Raw genomic sequence first — 19,408 nt, forward strand, 5'->3', positions numbered from 1 at the left:
TCAGTCGGTGCAGGACGGTGCGTCGAAGTGTCCCGGAGTGCCCGGGAACGCCTTTCCGGCTCCCTGATCCGCGTTGTCGCGCGGGTAGACGTAGGACAGCTCCAGGAAGGCCGAGGTGCCGGCCGTGGTCACGTCGGTCGCGCTACGACCGGCGCCGGTGGCCCAGGCCAGCCGGGTGAGGAAGTCCTGCATGGCCGGGCTGTGCTGGCGGATGTCGTTGAACCCGCCGTAGGCCGCGTTGCAGTGGGTGAACAGGTTGTAAGCGCCGTTCCAGTCGAACATCCGGTCCCCGTTGTTCGGCCCGTTCGCCGTCACGTCGCCCTGCATCACGTCCCGGTCCCAGCCGCCGTACATCCAGTCGGTGCCGTGGTGGTGCTGGTTGTCGGCCACCACGTCGTTGTCCAGGCCCGTCATCTCGAACCAGCGGCACGGGTCGACCGTGCCCTCCGCCAGGTCCACCGGCCAGGCCCCGGCCGCGCAGTTGTCCGGGTAGGAGCCGCGCGGACGGAAGTCCAGCAGGTCGGAGCTGAGCACCGCGGTCACGGCCGGGCCGCTGGTCGCCCCGGCGCCGCCGAAGAGGTGGTCGACGTACTGGTCGCGGTCGCCCCGGGCGGCGGCGCTGAAGACGCCGTTCACCTGGCACTGCGGGTTGGCCGCGTCGAGCACCGGGTCGCAGCCCTTGCCGCCCCACAGCACGTCCGACCCTTCCGACCCGAACAGCTGGTCGCCGCCGCTGTCGCCGTTGGCGACGTCGTCACCGAAGCCGGCGTGGATGTTGTCCGACCCGGCGCCGCCACGAATCCAGTCGCCCGCCCCGGCGGTCAGCCCAGCGTGCGGCATGGGCGCCGAGGTGGAGCTGCCGATCCAGGCGTCGCCGTCGGTGTCGTGCAGCAGGTCCACCCGCCGGTCGTAGTCGCCGGCCCGGAACCCGGTGAACGTCTCCTGCGGGACGGACGACAGCGTCGCGGTGAAGCCCAGCGCCGCCACGTCGTCGGCGTTGAGGTACTGGTTCATCACGCCGCCCCGGTCGCCGAGGATGGCGTCGGCGCCGTCGTCGCCGTACAGGGTGTCGGCACCGAGTTCACCGAAGATGTCGTCGTCGCCGTCACCGCCCCGGATCATGTCGTCGCCGTCCTGGCCCCAGACGCCGTCGTTGCCGGCATCTCCGTAGAGCTGGTCGGCCCCGAAGGCGCCGGTCGGCTCGCAGGTGGCCTGGGCGGTGGTGCAGAACCGGGTGGCCGGGCCGGGCAGCGCCGGGTCGTGGGTGCGGACCCGGGTGGCGTCGGCCGGCACCGCGCCGGTCGGGTACCGCTCGGTGTAGACCTTCTCGGCCTGACTGCCGTTGACCGTGGTCACCGTGCGTAGCAGCGAGCCGTTGTCGCCGAGGAGCACGTCGTCGGCGCCGTTGCCCTCGACCACGTCCCCGGTGTCCCGGAAGCCGGCGGCCGAGCTGCCGCCGATCAGGTCGTCCTGACCGGCCGGGGCGCCGGCCCCGACCAGGTCAGCGGCGGCCGCCGGGGTCCCCGGCCAGCCCGGGTTGGGCAGGGCGGTGACCGTGGCCCGTCCGGCCGCCGTCAGGGCGCTGTCGCCGCGCAGGAGATCCGCGCCGCCGTTGCCCTCGGCGTAGTCGCCGTCACCGTCGCCGGTCAGCGCGTCGTCGCCGTCCTGGCCCCAGAGGGTGTCGACACCGTCGCCGCCGCTGATCCGGTCGGCGCCGTACCGGTTGGCGACGGCCGCCGCCCGGTCCAGCAGCACCACGATCCGTGGGCCGAACGGGCTGCCGTCGGCGGCGAGCCGGACGGTCACCGGGGTCGGTTGCTCACCGGGCAGCGGGCGGAGAACCGCGCCGTTGTCGCCGATGACCGCGTCGGAGCCGGGTCCACCGAAGAGGGCGTCCGCGGTGTCCGGCTGGCCCGTCGTGGTCGCGCCGCTCCCGTCGTACGCGGTGCTGGAGCCGCCGACCAGGTCGTCGTCACCGGCGTTGCCCTCGACCCAGTCGGAGCCCGGGCCGCCCTCGGCGAAGTCGGCGCCGGCGTCGGCGTGGATCCGGTCCGGTCCGCCCTGGCCGAGGAGGACGTCGTCGCCGTCCCCACCGAAGACCAGGTCCCCACCACTGGTGCCGGCCGTCGGGGCGAACCCGAGGTCGAGCAGGGTGATCCTGCGTGGCGGGCCGGTCCGCCCCTGGGTGATCCGGGTGGCGTCGGTGGTGGCCGGCGCGAAGCGGGCGTTGTCCCCGGCGATCAGGTCCGCGTCGGCGTCCCCGTGGAGTTCGTCGCCGGTGTCCGGTCGACCGACACCGGCGGCCGGCTCCTGCCCGGAGCCACCGACGATCTCGTCGCGACCCTGGTCGCCGTGGACGAGGTCGGCGCCGTTGTTGCCCTCGAGCTGGTCGTCTCCGCCGTCGCCGTTGATCCGGTCGTCGCCCAGGCCACCGTAGACGAGGTCGGCGTCCCCGCCGCCGGAGATCACGTCTCCGGCGCCGGCCCCGGCGTCGTCACCGGCCAGGTCCAGCGGGTACGGCCCGACGTCCCCGATGCGCGGGGTGCCGTTGTCGCCGACGATCCGGTCGGTGCCGTCCTCGCCGTAGAGGTGGTCCCGTCCGTCGGTGAGGCCGGCGGCGCGTCCGCCGCCGTAGAGGACGTCGTTGTCCGGGCCGCCGAGGACCTGGTCGCCGCCGGCGTTGCCCTCGGCGGTGTCGGCTCCGGGGCCGCCGAAGAGGCCGTCGTCGCCGGTGTTGCCGAAGAGCAGGTCGTCGCCGTCGTCACCGTGCAGCTGGTCGACGCCGTTGCCGCCCCAGGCCCGGTCGGTCCCGCCGCCCAGGTGCAGGGTGTCGTCGCCGAGCTGGCCGCAGGCGCGGTCGTCGCCGCCGCCGAGGTCGGCCCGGTCGTCGCCGCCACCGGCGGTGACGACCTCCGTCCCGGCGCCGCCGAGGATGAGGTCGGCCGCGCCCTGGTCGGCGGGGGTCGGCTGGGCCTCGGCGAGGGTGGCGTCGGCGCAGGTCTCGGCGGGCAGGTGCCGGTCCCCGAAGACCGTCGACCCGCCGTCGCCGCCGATCAGGTGGTCGCTGCCCAGACCGCCGACGAGCAGCTTGGTCTGCGGCTGGGTGTTCGCCGGCAGCGGCTCGTGGGTGACCTGGCGGAACGGCCCGTAGCCGTCCGTGCCGTCCGCCTCGCCGACCTGGGACGGTTCGGCGATGACGTAGTCCTCGCCGGGGCCGCCGAACAGCTCGTCGGTGCCATAGCCGCCGACCAGCACGTCGTCGCCGCCGTAGCCGAAGACCCGGCCGGTCTGGCCGTTGGCCGAATGCGAGATGACCAGGTCCACACCGGCGCTGCCGTGCACGGTGTCCTGACCGGCGCCGGTGTCGACCTGGTTGACCAGCCCGGCGTCGCCGGTGCCGGCCTGGTCCGCGTCGGCGGGGACGTCGGTGTCGTACGTGTGGATGGTGTCGTCGCCCTTACCGCCGTTGACGGTGTCCGCGCCGGAGCCGCCGACCAGCGTGTTCCCGCCGTTGGGCCGGTCGTCGACCAGCACGCCGAGCACGTCGTCGCCGCCGTTGCCGTAGACGGTGCTGGCCCCGTGCCCGACGGTGACGTGGTCGTCCGCGTCCGCATCGGCCTGGTCGGCGGTCGGGGCGGTCAGGGTGGTCCAGTCGACGAGCCCGGTGAGGGTCTTGTCGCCGGCCCCGGTGCGCACGGTGGTGGCGCCCCGGTCGGTGCCGCCGAGGCCGCTGTCGCCGGCGACCACGTTGTCGCCGTCCCCGGTGGTGATGCTGTCGTTCCCGGCGCCGCCGGCGACCCGGCTGACCACGCCGGCCGCCTCGGCGGTGACGATCACGTCGTCGCCGCCACGGCCGTCCACGTACGCCGGCCCGGTCCCGGTCCGGATCCGGTCCTTGCCGTCGGAGCCGAGCACCACGGCGGTCTTGTCGAACGCGGAGGTCCGGGTGCCGTCGCCGCTGGTGTCGCCGTCGCCGAGCAGCAGCACCGACAGGGACGTGTTGCTCGGGTCGGCGGCCTCGTAGCCGCGCCCGTCGACGACCACCCGGGTCAGGGCCGGGTCGAGGAACTCCTGCCGACGGCCGAGGGCCTCGACCGCGAAGCCGTCGAAGTCGTCCGTGGCGCCCGGGGTGCCCGCGTCGGCGTGGTGCAGCGCGTACACCTTGACCACGTCACCGGCGTAGGTGCCGGCGCCGTTGTCCCACGCCTTGTCGCCGCGCTGTTCCTTCTTGCCGAACTTGCCGGCGAAGACGACCAGGGTGTCCCCGGCGGTGCCGGCGAGTTCCGGTGGTGGCGGGGAACAGTCCGGTTGCGCTCGGAAGTCGAGCAGGGTCGCGTCGACCAGGGTGAAGTTGAACTTCTTCTTGAACAGGAACAGGTTGATGGTGACGTAGACCCGCAGGAAGACCGAGAGCCGTCCGCTGGTGGTGAAGAGGCAGATCGGGTTGTTCAGCAGCGCCTGGAGGAACTCGCTGGTACGGAACTTCCCGTCGTTGTTCGGGTCGTTCCAGCTGAAGCCGACGGTGAGCCGGATGCCTCCCTCGATGCCGACCTTCACGATCAGCACGCTCACCTCGGCTCCGGCGGCGATCTCACCGGTCAGGGTGACCACCGGTACCGGCTTGCCGCTGCTGTCGGCGGTCTTGAAGTAGAGCCCGTCGAGCAGGCTCACCGCGTCGACGGACGTGCCGTCGGTGGCCGCCTCGATCGCGTGCCGGATGCCGGCGGTGTCCAGGCCGGCGATGAACCGGGCGGTCACCGAGGCGCTGCCGGAGAGCGTCACGAAGACCGGCGGCGGGGCGTAGACCGGGCCGAACGACTGCCGCCAGCTGAAGCCGAGCGCCAGCGGACCCGAGTCGAAGCTGATCAGCTCGACGTCCTGGCCCAGCAGGAGCCCGAACAGCGAGCCCGGGTTGTCGAAGATCGGGAAGCTGAAGCCGGTCTTCTGGGCGTTGTTCTCGCCGTCGGCGGTCGGGGTGAACAGCTTCTCGCCGTCGTCGCCGGCGGCCTCGTCGACCTTCTCCTTCACCTGCGCGCCGGAGGCCGGGTGGTAGTCGGAGGTACGGTCGATCAGGCTCTCGGCCGAGGCCGGGGAGACCTCCGTGGTCAACGCCTTGGCGCTGTCCATCTTGAACGCACCCAGCGGGATGGAGCAGCCCGAGTCGCAGTCGGGTATCCGGTTGACGAAGGTGACCACGGCGCGGACGGTGTCGATGAAGTCGAGCTTCGGCCCGCCGTTGAGGGTGCTGAAGGTCTTGGCGAGCCAGACCAGGGTGATGTCGGGGCCGCCGGTGGCCTTCGACAGGTCCGACAGCACCGGGATGGGCGCGTACAGGGTGTCGATGACCGGCTGGAGCGGACCGGTGACGGCCTTGAGCTTCTCCACCACCGGCTTGAGGATCTTGTCGAAGAAGGCGCCGGCGTCCAGGGCGATGTCGGTGAACGTCACCTTCAGCGGCGTGGTGACGCCGTCGCCCGTGGCGGTGAGCCCGCCCCGCTTGTGCTCCAGACCCCAGTGCAGGCCGAAGTTGGCGCTGATGCCGGGCAGCGCCGAGTCCTCACCACCGGTGTCGACGGCCGCCGCCAGCTTCCAGTCGATCTTGACTTGGGCGGTCAGGTCGGTGGCGAGCAGCGAGCCCAGGTCGGCGAACTCGGCCAGGGTGAGCCGGTCGTCCGGGTTGGCCGTGCAGTCGGCGGCGACGGTGGGATCGAAGCAGCTCTTCTCCCCCGGCGAGCCCTTCAGGTCGATGCCGAAGTACGCCTTCACGAGCGGGTCGGTGGTCCGCTTGGTCGCCGTCACCTGGATGAAGGCGAGCTGGGCGGCGAGGTCGCCGGTCATGTCGAACTGCGCGCCGACCTGCACCTCGGGCGAGGCGTCACCGTCGTGGGTGGGGACATAGAAGCCCTCGTCCCGGTCCAGGACCAGGTCCAGGTGCAGCTTCCAGCCCAGCTTGGCCTGGATGCCGTCCGGGGCGCCCTTCTTCGCCTTCAGCGAAAGGCCGGGGATGCCCAGGTCGAGCGGCACGTCGAGACCGAGGCAGGTGTTCGTGCCGGCGTCGGCGCAGCCGGTGGCCGCGGAGGGGGCACCCTTGGCGGAGATGAGCTTGATCCGGATGGACTGGAAGTCCTCGGGCGCGCAGGGCGCCGTCACTCCGGTGCGGCAGCTGACCACCGCGCTCACGCCCGGGTCCAGGTCGGCGAGCACCTCGTTGAGGGCTGTCTGCACGCCCGCGCTGTCGAGCGTGGCGTTGGCCAGCACCGGCCCGATCGCGGCCTTGATGTCCTCGCGGAGCTGCGCGACGAACCGCTGGCCCTGCTGCAGGTCGTCGCCGACCAGGGGCAGCTTGCCGTCGAAGCTGGCCAGCCGCAGCGCCTCCTCGATCCTGGCCAGGTAGCCGTCGATGCCGACGTTGAAGTCGGTGAGCTTGAGCGACAGGTTCGCGAAGCAGGAGTCGAGGTTCGGGATGCCGGCCGTGGGGGTGAGGTCCAGGGCGACGGCGAAGGTGAGCAGGTTGGTGTCGTCGGCCGGGTCGCAGTTGTTGACGAACAGCGGCGCCTTCGCGCAGAGCGGCACGTTCTCGCCGCCAACCCCGCCGCAGTCGACGCCGGCGGTGGTGAACTTTGGCGTCAGCCCGAGCAGGCCGCTGATCGGTCCGTCCTCGGTCAGCCCGTCGAGGCCGACGCTCAGGTTGGCCTTCACGGTGGCGAAGTCGGGGTCCTTGCCGAGGTCGAGGGCGAGCGGCCCGACCCGCGCGGCGATCGCCGCGTCGGTGACCCCGCCGGCGACGGTGACGCTGGCCGAGGAGTTGTGATCCAGCAGCGGCGCGGCGTTCAGTCGCAGGGGCAGCAGCAGGCCGAGCTGGGCGCGGGCGTCGACGTCGACCGCGAAGGTGCCGGAGCTGTCCAGGGTGATCAGCTCGCGGTGGGCGTCCCAGGCGAAGTTGAGCGGGCCGCCGGTGTGGAACTTACGCTTCCAGTCCAGCCCGAGCCGCAGGAACGGCCCGCCCTCGCGCTGGTCCAGGGTGAAGCTGATCCCGCTGTCCTCGCCGATGACCGCGTTGAGCTTGTCGAGGACGTCCTGGAGGTTGTCCGGGGGCGAGGCGAGCAGTTGGTCCAGCGCGTCGGCCAGTTCCGGGCGCAGGGCGTACGCGCTGCCGTCGGTCGGCTTCGGCGTACCGGCGGCCTCGACGCGCAGGGTCTGTCCGTCGATCCGGTTCAGCACCCGGTACGCCTTACTGCCGATCACCACGGTCCGGCCCTCGAGCCGGGCGTCGAAGCCGGAGTCGTCGTCGCGGGAAGCGTCCTTGAGCAGGAAGTTCGCCCCGTCGGCGACGAACGTGACAGCCTTGCCGACGCCGCTCTCGTCGCCGCCGAGCAGCTGCCGCGCGGAGCGGCCGAGCAACGGAATCTCCTTGTCCAGCGGGCCGCTACCGCCGCCCGGCTGGGACAGCGCGGCGTTGATCAGCCGCAGCGCCTCGACGACCACCGCGAAGAGCGCCTTCGGGTCGTCGGGGTTGAAGTCGGCGGCGAACAGCCCGGAGAGCGCGGAGGTGTCGACCACCGGCTGTCCACCGGCCGTCCAGCTCACGTCGACCCCGATGCCCTCGCCGAGGGCGCCGGTGGCGCCGGGCACGCTGACGGCGACCCGCCCGGTGGTCTTCACCGACGACGACACGGCCAGGAGGTTCCCCGGGTCGGACTTCAACCGCTCGAAGAGCGTGCCGAGGCTGATGTCCTGCGCCTGCTTGAAGCTGACCTGGAGCATCCGGTCGCCGGAGGCGGCCGGGCCGACGGCGAGGTTACCGGCGAGCTTGACCTTCAGGAAGCCGGCGGTGGCGAAGAAGTCCACCCCGGTGGTGATCGGGAAGTCGGCGGCGAACAGCGGCGTCGCCGGGTCGGTGCGCAGCAGCACCCGGTCGGCGGGCGCCGGGCTGCCGGGGCCGTCGCGCAGGTCGAGCACCAGCGTCACGGACGCGCGGTAGCGGGGCTTCACCGTGGCGAAGCTGGCCTGGGCGTTCGCCTCCCGCAGGCCCACCCTCTTGTCACCGCCGACCGGCTTGGCGAGCGTGCCGGCCAGCTCGACCGCGCCGATGTTCGGGCTGGAGCCGCTGATCACCCACACGCTGTCGTTCGGCGGTTGCCCGCCGATCCAGTCCCCGGTGAGGGTGACGGAGTCGGCGGTGTTGGCGGCGACGGTACCGGCGGAGGTGCCGGCCACCACCCGCTGGCCGACCAGCGCGCCCGGGGTGAACCGGTCGCCGCTGACGCTGAAGCCCTTGGCGGTGAAGGTCGCCCCGCGACCGGACAGCTCCGCGGCGCCCGGGTCGAGCGGTACCTCCACCGTGGACTCCCGCTCCAGCGTGAGCCGGAACACCAGCTTGCCGTTGTCGAAGGAGAGGTTGTCGACCGGCAGTCCCTCGGCGGCGAGCAGGGCGACGAGTTCCTGGATGGAGCTGAACTTCGGTTGCCCGGCCAGCGCCGGGTCGTCCTCGCCGGGCCGGAACTGCGGGTCCTCCGGCCGGGGATGGACGTACTTGCGGAGGAAGTCGGTGAGCTTTTCGTTGACCTTCACCGCGTCCGCGAAGGTGCCGCGCAGAAACGGCAGGTTGAGGTTGCCGGCCGGTCCGCTCTGCTGCACCCCACTGAGCAGGGTGGCGAGCTGGGCGAGTCCGGAGGCCAGGTCCAGCGGGCTCATGTTGCCGAACTTGGCGATCGTCTCGTTCAGGCCGGTGGTGGTGACCGTCGGGGTGCCGACGCTGATGTCGTCCCAGTCGACGGTCACCGTCGCGGCGACCGTGGGCAGGGCGAACGGCACACCGGTGGTGGCCGCGCCGAGTTTGGCGACGCCGTGCACGGAGCCGGGGCCGGGCTCGGTCTCGGTGTCGGAGATCTTCCCGCCACCCGAGTTGTCGAGGGCCACCTGCACCAGGCCGGCGAGGGAGCCGGGCGCACCGAGTTCGCCGGTGTTCGCACCGGCGGCGGTATCGAAGGCGAGGCGGCCGTCGCCGTTGGGGTCGGTGAGGGTGACCTTGACGTGGGTCCGGGCGGTCAGGGTGCTCCCGGCGGTGAGGGTGACACCGAGGATGCCGACCGAGGCGGTGGCCTGGTCCAGGTCGGCGCGGAGCCGCGCCGCCGCGTCGATGTCGATACGCGGGGTGTCGCCGTCGCGGACCAGGTAGGTCTCTCCGGCGGCGGTGTGCCGGACCCGCAGGTGCAGGGTGGCCCAGCCGGTGACGCTGACCGCCTTGTCCAGCGTCACCCCGGCCAGGGTGAGGTCCTTGTCGACTACCTCGCGTTTCGCGGTCAGCAGGACGTCCAGCAGGTGGTCACCACCGCTGGTGGTGACCGAGCTGGTCAGCCGGGTGCCACCGCCGAGGTCCACGTTGTCCTTGGTCAGGCCGCTGGCCAGCGCGTCGGACGCCCTCCTGGCCAGCGCGTCGACGTCGACAAGCGCGCCGGGGCTGACCCCGAGCAGCGGCAACGGCTGACCGAGCAGCCCCACCTGGGCCAGCCCGCCCTCGGCCCAGGTCGCGGTCCGGGACATCGTCGTCTTCAGCGCGGTCTCCCACGCCTCGTCGGCGTGGGCTGGCGCCGGTGTCCACACCAGAGCCATCGCCGCGGTCGTCACCATCGCGATCGTCGCGCCGAGCAGCCGCCGTAGAGCCGCCATGAGGCACCTCGTTCTTCCGATCGCCGTCGGCGACGGCGCTGGTGCGCGTCAGCACACCGATCGCAAGCAGCACTCACAACGACTGTGTCGGGATGGTGACACTTGGTCGAACTGATCGTCCAGCATCAATGATTCGGTCGGCCGGCAAAGACTGTGCTCGCGGACACCGACCGCCCGCCGTGCGGCCGTTCCGCCCACCCACTCGCCGGGTGGACCGGCGCTGGTGGGGCGGCGTCCCGACCACCTACGTCGAAGTCCGGGACCGACCTCGACGCGGTCGCCGGGACGCCTCCTACCCAGCCGCCGGTGACCGCGTCAGATCGCGGTCGCCCGGGACACCTTCCACTCGCCGTCGACCGGCACCAGGGTGAGCACCACCCGGTTCTGGTCGACCTTCTCCCCGGCGGTACTGACGTTGCGCCGGTACTGGTTGAGGTACACCAGCAGTTCCACACGGTCAGCGGCGGCGGTCACCACGCCGGTCGCGGAAACCTCCGCGGCCACCACCGCCTGCTGCTTGGCGGCGGTCTCCTTCAGCGCCGCCGTCGTCTGCGCGTACTCGTCGGCGAACGATCCGGTGGTGAAGGTCCGCCCGTTGGCGATGCTGTCGTCGAACGTGCGGTAGTCGTAGGAGAAGATCGCCTTGGCCGCCGCCGGGGCGGTGGCCAGCGCCTGGCGTACGGCCGCGTCCCGCTGGTCGGTGCGGTGGTTTCCCCACCAGCCGAGCCCGGCCACGACCGCCGCGACCACGATCGCAACGACCAGCGCCGGGACCGGTCCGATCCGGCCGGAGCCGCGGCGCGGGATGCGCAGCCGCCGCGCGCGTTCGATCAGGGTACGCACGGTTTTCCCCTCCTCAACCGACGAACTGCAGGCGGGACACGAGCCAACGACCGGAGTCGCCGTCCCGGACCAGGTCCATCTGGATCCGGTAGTGCGACGGCCGACCGTCGGGGACCTTCACGTTCTTCACGGTGGCGTCGACCGCCACCAGTACGACGGCCCGGCGGCGGTCACCCGAGACCAGCCCGGCCCGCAGCACCGACCCGTGCGACTCGACCCGGTTCTCGACCACGGCGGCGCGCACCTGCGCCTGGCCCCGGGTGAACTCCTCCTTGAAGTCGCCGGTCGCCCCGGCCGTGACGCGTTGCAGGTCCCGGTCCACGCTGGCCGCGCTGACCGAGACGAAGTTGACGGCGGTCTGCTTGGCTGCGGCGAGGGCAGCCTGCCGGGCCTGGTCCGTCGCCCGGTCGACGTACCAGCGGTGACCGGTCACGCCGGCCCCGGCGAGCGCGGCGGCCAGCAGAACCACGAGCAGGCCGACACGCAGCCGGTTCCGTCCCGCCGGCCCGTCCGGGTCTCCGGCGCGGCGGTCGCGAGTGCGCCGGCGCGGGAGGTCGTCCCGGTCTTCGGGGGCGTCTTCGCCCTCCGGCTCGTCGGTCTCGGACGGCTGGACGCTCTCCGGCTCGTCGGCCGCCGTCGGCTTCGCCGGCCGCTCGACCGGTTCCGGCAGCTGCACCGGGTCCTCGACCGGCTCCTGGTCGAGCCGTTCCAGGATGTCCTCGATCGGTCCGGCCGGCCGGGGCATCCGCCGAGTGACGAGCCGGCGCTGCGACGCCCGACCGGGAGTGGCGGGCTTCGCCCCCTTGATGACTCTCAGCGTGCGGTCCTTCGGGGCCTGCATCGGCTCCTTCTCCTCCTCGTCCATGGTCACGGGGTCACCCCGGCGAGCAGCAGTTGCTTCCACGACTGGTCCCCGGCCAGCCGGGCCTGCCCGCCCGTCCCGCCGAACTGCAACGGCCGGCCGTCCGAGCCGAGCACGAGGCCGGTCGCGGGGTCGTACCCGCCGGGGGCGGCCGGCGGCGCGGCGGGCGGTGTTTGGGCCGGCGGCGGGCCGCCCGCCCGGGGCGCGTTGCCGGTGCCCCGCACGCCGGCGCCGGCCGCCTCGTCGGCGGGCGAGCACTGCGTGCTGCCGCCCCGGTACACGCAGCCCGGCGGGTCGTTGAGGTTGACGACCAGGCCGAGGTGGGCGGTGCCGTCGCCCGGCATGACCGTGAAGCTGCCGGCGACGGACGCCGGGTACACCACCAGAAGCTGCTCGATGCCGGGCAGCCGCCGGGCGGCGATGCCGTTGACGGTCACCAGGTTGCCGAGCAGGGTGCCGACGGTCGGCTCCAGCCCGCGCAGCAGGGCGACCAGTTCGGCTCCGGCCGGCGGCCCGTTGGCGAGCAGCCGGCGCAGGTCCGGGTCGCTGGCCCGGACGGTCGCCGCCAGAGCGGCCAGGCCCGCCGCCCAGCGGCGCAGCGCCTCGGACGACTCCGCCTGGGTGGTCAGCACGGTCCGCGCGTCGTGGATCAGCGCGAGCGTCTCGGGCAGCCGGTCGGTGGCGTCGGCGAGCAGCGCGTCCCCGGCGTCGAGGATCCGGCTCAGCGCCTGCTCGTTGCCCTCGAACGCGGCCCCGAGTTCGGTGATCAGGACGTTGAGGTCGTCCGGGTCGACCGAGCGGACCAGCGCGTCGAGGTTGGTCAGCAGCGCCTCCGGGGCGAGCGGGACTCCGGTCCGGTCAGCCGGAATCACCGCCCCGTCGGCCAGATAGGGCCCGGTGTCGCGTTCCGGTCGCAGGTCCACGTACTGCTCCCCCACGGCGGACCGTTGGGTCACCACCGCCCACAGGTCGTCGGGCACCCGGACGTCGCGGCGCAGCCGCAGGTCGGCGCGGACGCCGGTGCCGTGCAGGGTGACGTCGGTGACCCGGCCGACGGGCACCCCACGGTAGGTGACCGGGGCGTTGGGGAAGATACCGCCGGCCCGGGCGAGATCGAGGTGCACGACGTAGTTGTCGTCGAGCAGCCGGTCACCGAGCCCGACGTAGCGGACCCCGACGTAGCCGACACCGAGCAGGCTCACCAGGACGAACGCCAGGACCTGGAGTTTCGCGGTACGTCCGATCATGGCCGCAGCCCTCCTCCCAGGACGTCGGTCAGGCCGCCGATCACTCCGTCGATCGCGCCGGTCACGGGTAGCACGCACTGGGGCGACAGGATCGTCCCGGCGGGAAGTTCGGTGCCGGGCGGGAACACCGTTCCCCGGGGCACCAGGCCCTTCGGCAGGATCAGCCCGCCGATGGGAATGATGGAGCCGGGCTTGAGCAGGACACATCCCTTGGGGAGCAGGCAGTCCTTCGGTGGCGTCCAGATCGCCGGGAAGTCGTCCGGATCGGGCAGGCAGTCGAGGATCGGGAGTCCGGGCAGCAGCGGGTTGGTACCGGAGCCGGGGCCCGTGCCTGGGCGCGGGGTGGGCCGGTCGCCGCCGGCCGCCGGGGGCCGGTTCGGGGTGGACCCGGTCGGCGGTCTGGTGGTCGATGCCGGTGGGGGCGCCGCCGCGAGCAGGTTCGCCAGGATCGAGGCCGCGTCGAGGTCGGCGGTGATGGAGAGGTTGACGAAGTCGCCGACGACGGCGCCGGTGACGTTCGGCGGGAACGGGAACGACAGCATGAAGTCCAGGGACTTCGGCAGGTCGTCGCCGGCGCGGACCAACTGCTCCAGGATCGGTTGCAGCGCCTTCAGGCTGGCCACGGTGTTGTCGCGGCTGCGGTTGACGACCCGGGTACCGACCTGGCCCAGCTCACCGAGCGCGGTCAGCGCGCCGGTCAGTTGGGCGCGCTGACCGGCCAGGGTGGTCAGGCCCGGGGCGAGGGAGTCCACCGCGTCGCCGAGCACCTGCTTCTGCTGGTTGAGTCGGGTGGTCAGCCGGTCCAGCGCCTCGATGGCGCGGACCAGGTCGGCCTTCTGCTTCTCCAGTCCACCGATGAAGGTGTCGAGCTGGTGCAGGGTGTCCTTGACGGCGGGTTCCCGACCGTCGAGGGCGGCGGAGAGTTCCCGGTTGATGGTCCGCAACTGGGCCAGGCCACCGCCGTTGAGCAGCAGACCGAGCGCGGCGAGGACCTCCTCCACCTCGGTTCCCCGGCTGGTCCGGGGCAGCGGGATGACGTCGCCGTCAGCGAGCCGGTCGCTCGCGGCGCCGGTGGGGGGCGCGGCCACGGCCACGTACTTCTCCCCCAGCAGACTGCTCTGGCGTACGGCGGCGGTGGCGTTCGCGGGTAGCCGCACCTTCGCGTCGAGGCGCAGGGTGACCCGGGCGGTCCAACCGTCCAGACTGATCCGCTCGACGCTGCCGACGGTCACGTCGTCGACCTTGACGGCGGCCTGCGGCACCAGGTCGAGCACGTCGGCGAACTCGGCGGTGACGGCGTACCCGTCGCCCTTCGGGGCGCCACCGGGCAGCGGCAGGTCGGCCAGGTCCGGCAGGCCGCACCCGGCCGGGAGCAGCACCACCGCGGCGGCGCAGGCCAGGGCCCGCAGGGCCCGGGCGGTCACGACGCACCCCGCAGGATGCCGCCGAGGGTGCGGTCGCCGCCGCTGGTGACGTCGCCCAGGTCGGGCGACGGGGTGGTGGGGGCGGCCGGCGGCGGGTCGTCCGGTTTCGGGGTGGTGGGCCCCGCTGGTCGGGCGGGCAGCTTGGCCAGCTTGCGCAGCTTGTCGGTCAACGGCACCCCCTGGGCGTGCAGGGTCTGGGCCAGCGACAGGCACTTCTTCGGGACCTCGGCGGCCGGCAGCGCGTCGGCCAGCAGCGAGCAGACGAAACCCACCGCGCCGTACGGGCCGGTCACGTTGTCGCGGGTGTCCAGGGTGCCGGAGCGCGCGTTGTACGCGAGGTTCAGGTTGCTCAGGGCGAGCGGCGTGACGTCGAGGATCTCGATGACCGCCCGCTGCTGACGGACCAGCACGCTGGTGATGTTGGTCAGCGCGGCGACGTTGGAGGTCAGCAGGGTGCGGTTCTGCCGGACGAAGGTGGTGACGTCGGCGAGCGCGGTGGCGAGGTTACGCAGCGCGGCAGCCAGTTCCTCCCGCTCGCCGGCCAACTGTTCGGCGACGTCGGCCAGTTGCTGGTTGAAGGCGCGGACCTGCTGGTCGCTGCGGGCCAGCGCGGTGGTGAAGCGTTGCAGGTTGGCCACGGAGCCGAAGAGGTCCTGCCGGCCGTCGGAGAGGGTGGTCAGGGCACGGGACAGCCCGTCGAGGGTGTCGTGCAGGTTCTGGCCGTTGCCGTCGAGGTTCTCGCGACCGGTGGTGACCAGGTCGGACAGGGCACCGTCCCGGTTGGCGCCCGCCGGGCCCAACGCCCGGTTGAACTCGTCGAGCGCCTGGTAGATGTCGTCGATCTCCATCGGCGCGACGGTCCGGTGGAGGGCGATCTCGGCCCCGTCGGGCAGCACCGCGCCACCGGCGTACGCGGGGGTGAGCTGCACGTAGCGGTCGCTGACCACGCTGGGCGGCACGATGATGGCCTGCGCGTCGGCGGGTACGTCGAGTTCGGGGTCGTAGCGCATCGTCACCTCGACGGTGCGGCCCCGGGGGGTCACCGCGACCACCTCGCCGACGCGTACGCCCAGCACCCGCACGTCGGAGCCGGGATACACCCCGACCGCACGGGTGAAGTGGGCGACCACCCGCTTCGGCGGGGTGTCGTCACTGAGCGCGACGAACCCGGCGGCGACGCCGACCAGCAGGACGGTGGCGGCGGCGACCGGCCGCCACCGGCGCAGGGAGAGGGACATCAGCGGCCTCCCGTCGGCGTGTAGACCTGGACCAGTCCGGCCACGTAGTTGTCGAACCAGCGGCCGTTGCCGACCACGTTGGCGAAGGCGGAGACGAACGGGGCCATCTTCCGGATGGTCTGCTCCAGGTCGGTGCGGTTGCGTTCCAGTACGGCGACCACCGCGCGAAGCTTCCGCAGCGCGGGTTCGAGTTGGGTGCGGTTGTCGCGCACCAACCCGGAGAGCTGGGTGGCGAGGTTGTCGGTGCCGACGAGCAGCTTGTGGATCGCGTCCCGTCGCCGGGTCACCTCGGCCAGCAGCGCGTTGCCGTCGGTGACGAGCTTGCGGAACTCCTCGTCCCGGCTGGCCAGCACGGCGGTGACCTGCTTGGAACGGGCGAGCAGGGAACGCAGCTCCGCGTCCCGGCTGGCGACCGTACGGGAGAGCCGGGAGAGCCCGACCAGCGAGGTGTCGACGCTGCCGGGGGTGTCGGCGAACGTCTCCGCCAGGGTGGCGAAGGCGGCGGCGAGCTGCTCGGTGTCGATCCGGTCGAGGGTGTCGGCGAGCCCGGTGACCGCCTGCACCACGTCGAACGGGGCGGCGGTACGGGCCAGCGGGATCTGCCCGCCCTCGGGGAGCCGGCCCGGCCCGGCCGGGGACAGCGCGAGGTACTTCTGGCCCAGCACCGTCTTGATCCTGATCGTGGCGCCGGTCTGGGAGCCGAGCCGGACGCTGTCGTCGTCCACCCGGAACCGGACCCGGACGAACGGCTCCCCCTCGCGGGCGAGTTCCACGGCCGTCACCTCGCCGACCCGGACCCCGGCGACGCGCACCTCGTTGCCGGTGGCGAGGCCGCTGGCGTCGCGGAAGGCGGCCTGGTACGCGCGGCCGGTCAGCCCGGCCAGCCGGTCGAACTGGAAGGCGCCCAGCAGGACGGCGACGGTGAGGGTCAGCCCGACCGCGCCGAGCACGACGGGGTTGCGTTCCCGGAACGGTTTCATCGGCTGCCTCCGGTGCTGCAGCGGGCGGCGGGGGCGCTGAAGGTCGGCGTGTCGATCGGCGCGTGGCCGGCGACCGCCACGTGGCCGTTGAAGTCGCAGAGGTAGAAGTTGAACCACGAGCCGGAGGAGGCGACCCGGGTCAGCGCGTCGTACCGTCCGGGAAGGCGCCCGAGGGTGGCGTCGATGACGGCCGCGTTGCGGTCCAGGGTGCCGGCGAGTTCGTCCAGGGCACGGACGTCCGCAGCCAGCGGCGGTCGCACCTCGCCGAGCAGGCCGGCGGTGGCGGTGGTGAGTTCGCCGATGCTGACCAGCGACTCGCCGATGGCCTTACGGTCGACGGCGAGCCCGGAGACGAACTTCTGGAGCTGCCCGATGGTCTGGTCGAGGTTGCGGTCCCGCGTGGCGAGGGTGGTCAGCACGCTGTTCAGGTTGGTGACCACCCGCCCGATGACGGCGTCCCGGTTGGCGAGGGTGTTGGTCAGCGACGCGACGTTGCTCAACAGGCTGGCCACGGTGCCGCCCTCGCCCTGGAGCACCTGGACGATCTGGTAGGCGAGTTTGTTGACGTCGTCCGGGTTCAGGGCGGTGAACAGTGGCCGGAACCCGTTGAACAGCACGGTCAGGTCCAGGGCCGGCGTGGTCTGCGCGAGCGGGATGAGGCCGTTCTCCCGCAGGGGCCGCCCGTCGCCCGGTCCCTCGGTCAGTGCCACGTACCGCTGGCCGACCAGGTTGCGGTAGCGGATCTTGGCGCGGACGCTGGTCGCCAGCGGAACGTCGTCGGTGACGGTGAAGGCCACCTCGGCGATCGTGTCGTCGACCACGCTGATCTGCTTGACCCGGCCGACCCGGACGCCGGCGATGCGCACGTCGTCACCGACGAGCAGGCCGGTGACGTCCGTGAACCGGGCGCGGTAGGTGACGCCGGCCGACGGGAACGCGCCGAGAGTCTGCGCGAGCATCCCGGTCAGCAGCAGCGTCACCACGGCGAAGATCACCAGCTTCACCAGTGGGGCCGTCGTCTTCGAGGTCATCGGGCGTTCACCACCGCTCCGCGTAGCAGCGGTCCCCAGAGCAGGACCGCGATGTCCGGAACCTCCGCCGGCAGGGTGCCGGTGACAGCCCCGACGATGGGCTTGACCAGGGCGCGTTCCTCGGCGGTGCCGGCCTGGCCCATCTCCGGTGAACCGCCGGCCGGGGGTTGGCCGGCCGACGCCCCGGTGGCGGTCAGGCCCGGCAGCGGGCCAATCGGAATCAGGTCACGCGGACGGGGGCCGTGGTCGTAGCCGTCGTTGACCCGTACCTCGGGCGCGGGCGGCTTCGGCCGGGGCAGGCCGTGGCACCGTGGGCCGTTGCGCGCTCCGTAGACCGGCTCGTCCCGCCCCGGCTCGTACTTGCCGCCGTTCTGGGTGACCTCCAGCGTGATGTGCATCCGGCCGCCCGCGAAGACCTCCTCGGCCCGGGGTTGCAGGGCGACCAGACCGCTGACCAGGCACGGGTACTCGGGGGCGTAGACGGCGAGCAGCTCCAGCACCGGCCGGCTCACCTCACCGAGGGAGATGATCTGGTCGTCGTGGCGGTCGAGGAAGTCGCGGGTGACGTCGGCGGTGCCGGTCGCGTCGGCCAGGAAGGCCGCCAGCTCGGCCCGCTGGTCGTGGACGGTGCGCGCGGTGACGGTGACGTCGCGCAGCAGGGCGAGCAGGTCGGGCAGCGCGGCGTCGTAGCTGTCCAGCACGGTGACCAGCTTCCGCACGTCCTCGGCGATGGTGGGCATCGCCGGGTTGAGCTGCCGGAGGTAGGCGCCGAGTTGGACCAGGTTCGCGCCGAGCTGCTCGCCGCGCCCCTCCAGCGCGGTGGCGATGGCCCCCAGGGTCGCGGCGAGCTGGTCCGGCCGGATCGCCTGCAACAGCGGAAACGCCTGGTCGACGACCCGTTCCAGCTCGATGGCGGTGCGGCTGCGGTCCTGGGTGATGACCGCGCCGTCCCGGATGGGGACACCCGCGTCGCCAGCGGGCGCGACGAGTTCGACGTAACGCTCACCGAAGAGGGTCTTGGGCAGCAGCCGCGCGGTGACCGTGGCCGGGATCCTGGGGGTGAGGGCCGGGTCGAGGGCCAGCCGGACGGTCGCGCCGGTGCCGTCGCTGGCGATCGCGCGCACCTCGCCGACGAGGACCCCGCGCAGCTTGACGTCGGCGCCCTCGAGGAGTTGCAGCCCGGCCCGGTCGGCGCGCAGCGTGACCCGGTCGACCGGGGTGAACGCCTTGTTGTAGTGCAGCACCGAGGCGCTCAGCGCCGCGGTCAGCACGGCGACGAAGACGATGCCGAGGATCCGATGTCTCATGGTCACCCCGCGATCCGGACGGTGGTCGTCGCGCCCCAGATGGCCAGCGACAGGAAGAAGTCGACGATGGTGACGGTCACGATGGCGAGCCGGACGGCCCGACCGACCGCGACCCCGACGCCGGCGGGGCCACCGCTGGCGGTGTAGCCGTAGTAGCAGTGCACCAGCACCACGATCACGCTGAAGACCAGCACCTTCGCGAAGGACCAGAGCACGTCTTCGGGGGGCAGGAACAGGTGGAAGTAGTAGTCGTAGGTACCGGCGGACTGCCCGAAGTAGAAGATCGCGATGGTGCGGGTGGCCAGGTAGCTGGAGAGCAGGCCCACCACGTACAGCGGAATAACCGCGATGAAGCCGGCGATCATGCGGGTGGTGACCAGGAACGGCAGCGAGGGCACGCCCATCACCTCCAGGGCGTCCACCTCCTCGGAGATCCGCATCGCGCCGAGTTGGGCGGTGAACCCGCAGCCCACGGTGGCCGACAGCGCCAGCGCCGCCACCAGCGGGGATATCTCCCGGGTGTTGAAGTACGCCGAGACGAAGCCGGTGAAGGCGCTGCTGCCGATCTGGTTGAGCGCCTGGTAGCCCTGCAGTCCGACCTCGGTGCCGGTGAAGAAGGTGAGGAAGGAGATGACGCCGACGGTGCCGCCGAGCACGGCGAGCGCGCCGGTGCCGAAGCTCACCTCGGCCAGCAGCCGGATCACCTCACGCTTGTAGCGGCGTACGGTGCGCGGCGCCCAGGCGAACGAACGCAGGTAGAAGGCGAGCTGTCCGCCCAGGTCGTCGAGGAGTCGAAGCACCGGCACG

10 protein-coding genes are annotated in these 19,408 nt (G+C 72.5%); all 10 read right to left on the reverse strand.

Annotation, left to right across the window (positions count from 1 at the left end; translation table 11 throughout):
• Positions 1–9,669, reverse strand: a complete 9,669-nt coding sequence (locus tag GA0074692_RS11630; protein WP_091643199.1) for a calcium-binding protein — start codon at positions 9,667–9,669, stop codon at positions 1–3.
• A gap of 315 nt (positions 9,670–9,984) precedes the next feature.
• Positions 9,985–10,512, reverse strand: coding sequence for a hypothetical protein (locus GA0074692_RS11635; protein WP_091643203.1), 528 nt, complete (start codon positions 10,510–10,512; stop codon positions 9,985–9,987).
• 13 nt (positions 10,513–10,525) lie between these two features.
• Entirely contained in the window at positions 10,526–11,383 is an 858-nt protein-coding gene (locus tag GA0074692_RS11640) for a hypothetical protein (RefSeq protein ID WP_141725245.1), read from the reverse strand.
• A complete protein-coding gene (locus GA0074692_RS11645; protein WP_176738413.1) occupies positions 11,380–12,621 on the reverse strand; it encodes an MCE family protein in 1,242 nt (413 codons plus the stop codon). The genes GA0074692_RS11640 and GA0074692_RS11645 overlap by 4 nt, the downstream gene beginning before the upstream one ends.
• On the reverse strand, positions 12,618–14,045 hold the full coding sequence (locus GA0074692_RS11650; protein ID WP_245730272.1) for an MCE family protein: 1,428 nt from the start codon (positions 14,043–14,045) through the stop codon (positions 12,618–12,620). The genes GA0074692_RS11645 and GA0074692_RS11650 overlap by 4 nt, the downstream gene beginning before the upstream one ends.
• Entirely contained in the window at positions 14,042–15,283 is a 1,242-nt protein-coding gene (locus tag GA0074692_RS11655; RefSeq protein ID WP_091643214.1) for an MCE family protein, read from the reverse strand. Before GA0074692_RS11655 ends, GA0074692_RS11650 begins: the two co-directional genes overlap by 4 nt.
• Complete coding sequence (locus GA0074692_RS11660; RefSeq protein ID WP_091643217.1) at positions 15,283–16,263, reverse strand: MCE family protein; 981 nt, start codon at positions 16,261–16,263, stop codon at positions 15,283–15,285. Before GA0074692_RS11660 ends, GA0074692_RS11655 begins: the two co-directional genes overlap by 1 nt.
• Entirely contained in the window at positions 16,260–17,294 is a 1,035-nt protein-coding gene (locus tag GA0074692_RS11665) for an MCE family protein (protein WP_091643219.1), read from the reverse strand. Before GA0074692_RS11665 ends, GA0074692_RS11660 begins: the two co-directional genes overlap by 4 nt.
• Positions 17,291–18,601, reverse strand: a complete 1,311-nt coding sequence (locus tag GA0074692_RS11670) for an MCE family protein (protein ID WP_091643222.1) — start codon at positions 18,599–18,601, stop codon at positions 17,291–17,293. Before GA0074692_RS11670 ends, GA0074692_RS11665 begins: the two co-directional genes overlap by 4 nt.
• 2 nt (positions 18,602–18,603) lie before the next feature.
• Positions 18,604–19,407, reverse strand: a complete 804-nt coding sequence (locus GA0074692_RS11675; protein WP_091643225.1) for an MlaE family ABC transporter permease — start codon at positions 19,405–19,407, stop codon at positions 18,604–18,606.
• Position 19,408: the final 1 nt, after the last annotated feature.

The sequence above is a fragment of the Micromonospora pallida genome, assembly GCF_900090325.1.
Classification (GTDB): Bacteria; Actinomycetota; Actinomycetes; order Mycobacteriales; family Micromonosporaceae; genus Micromonospora; species Micromonospora pallida.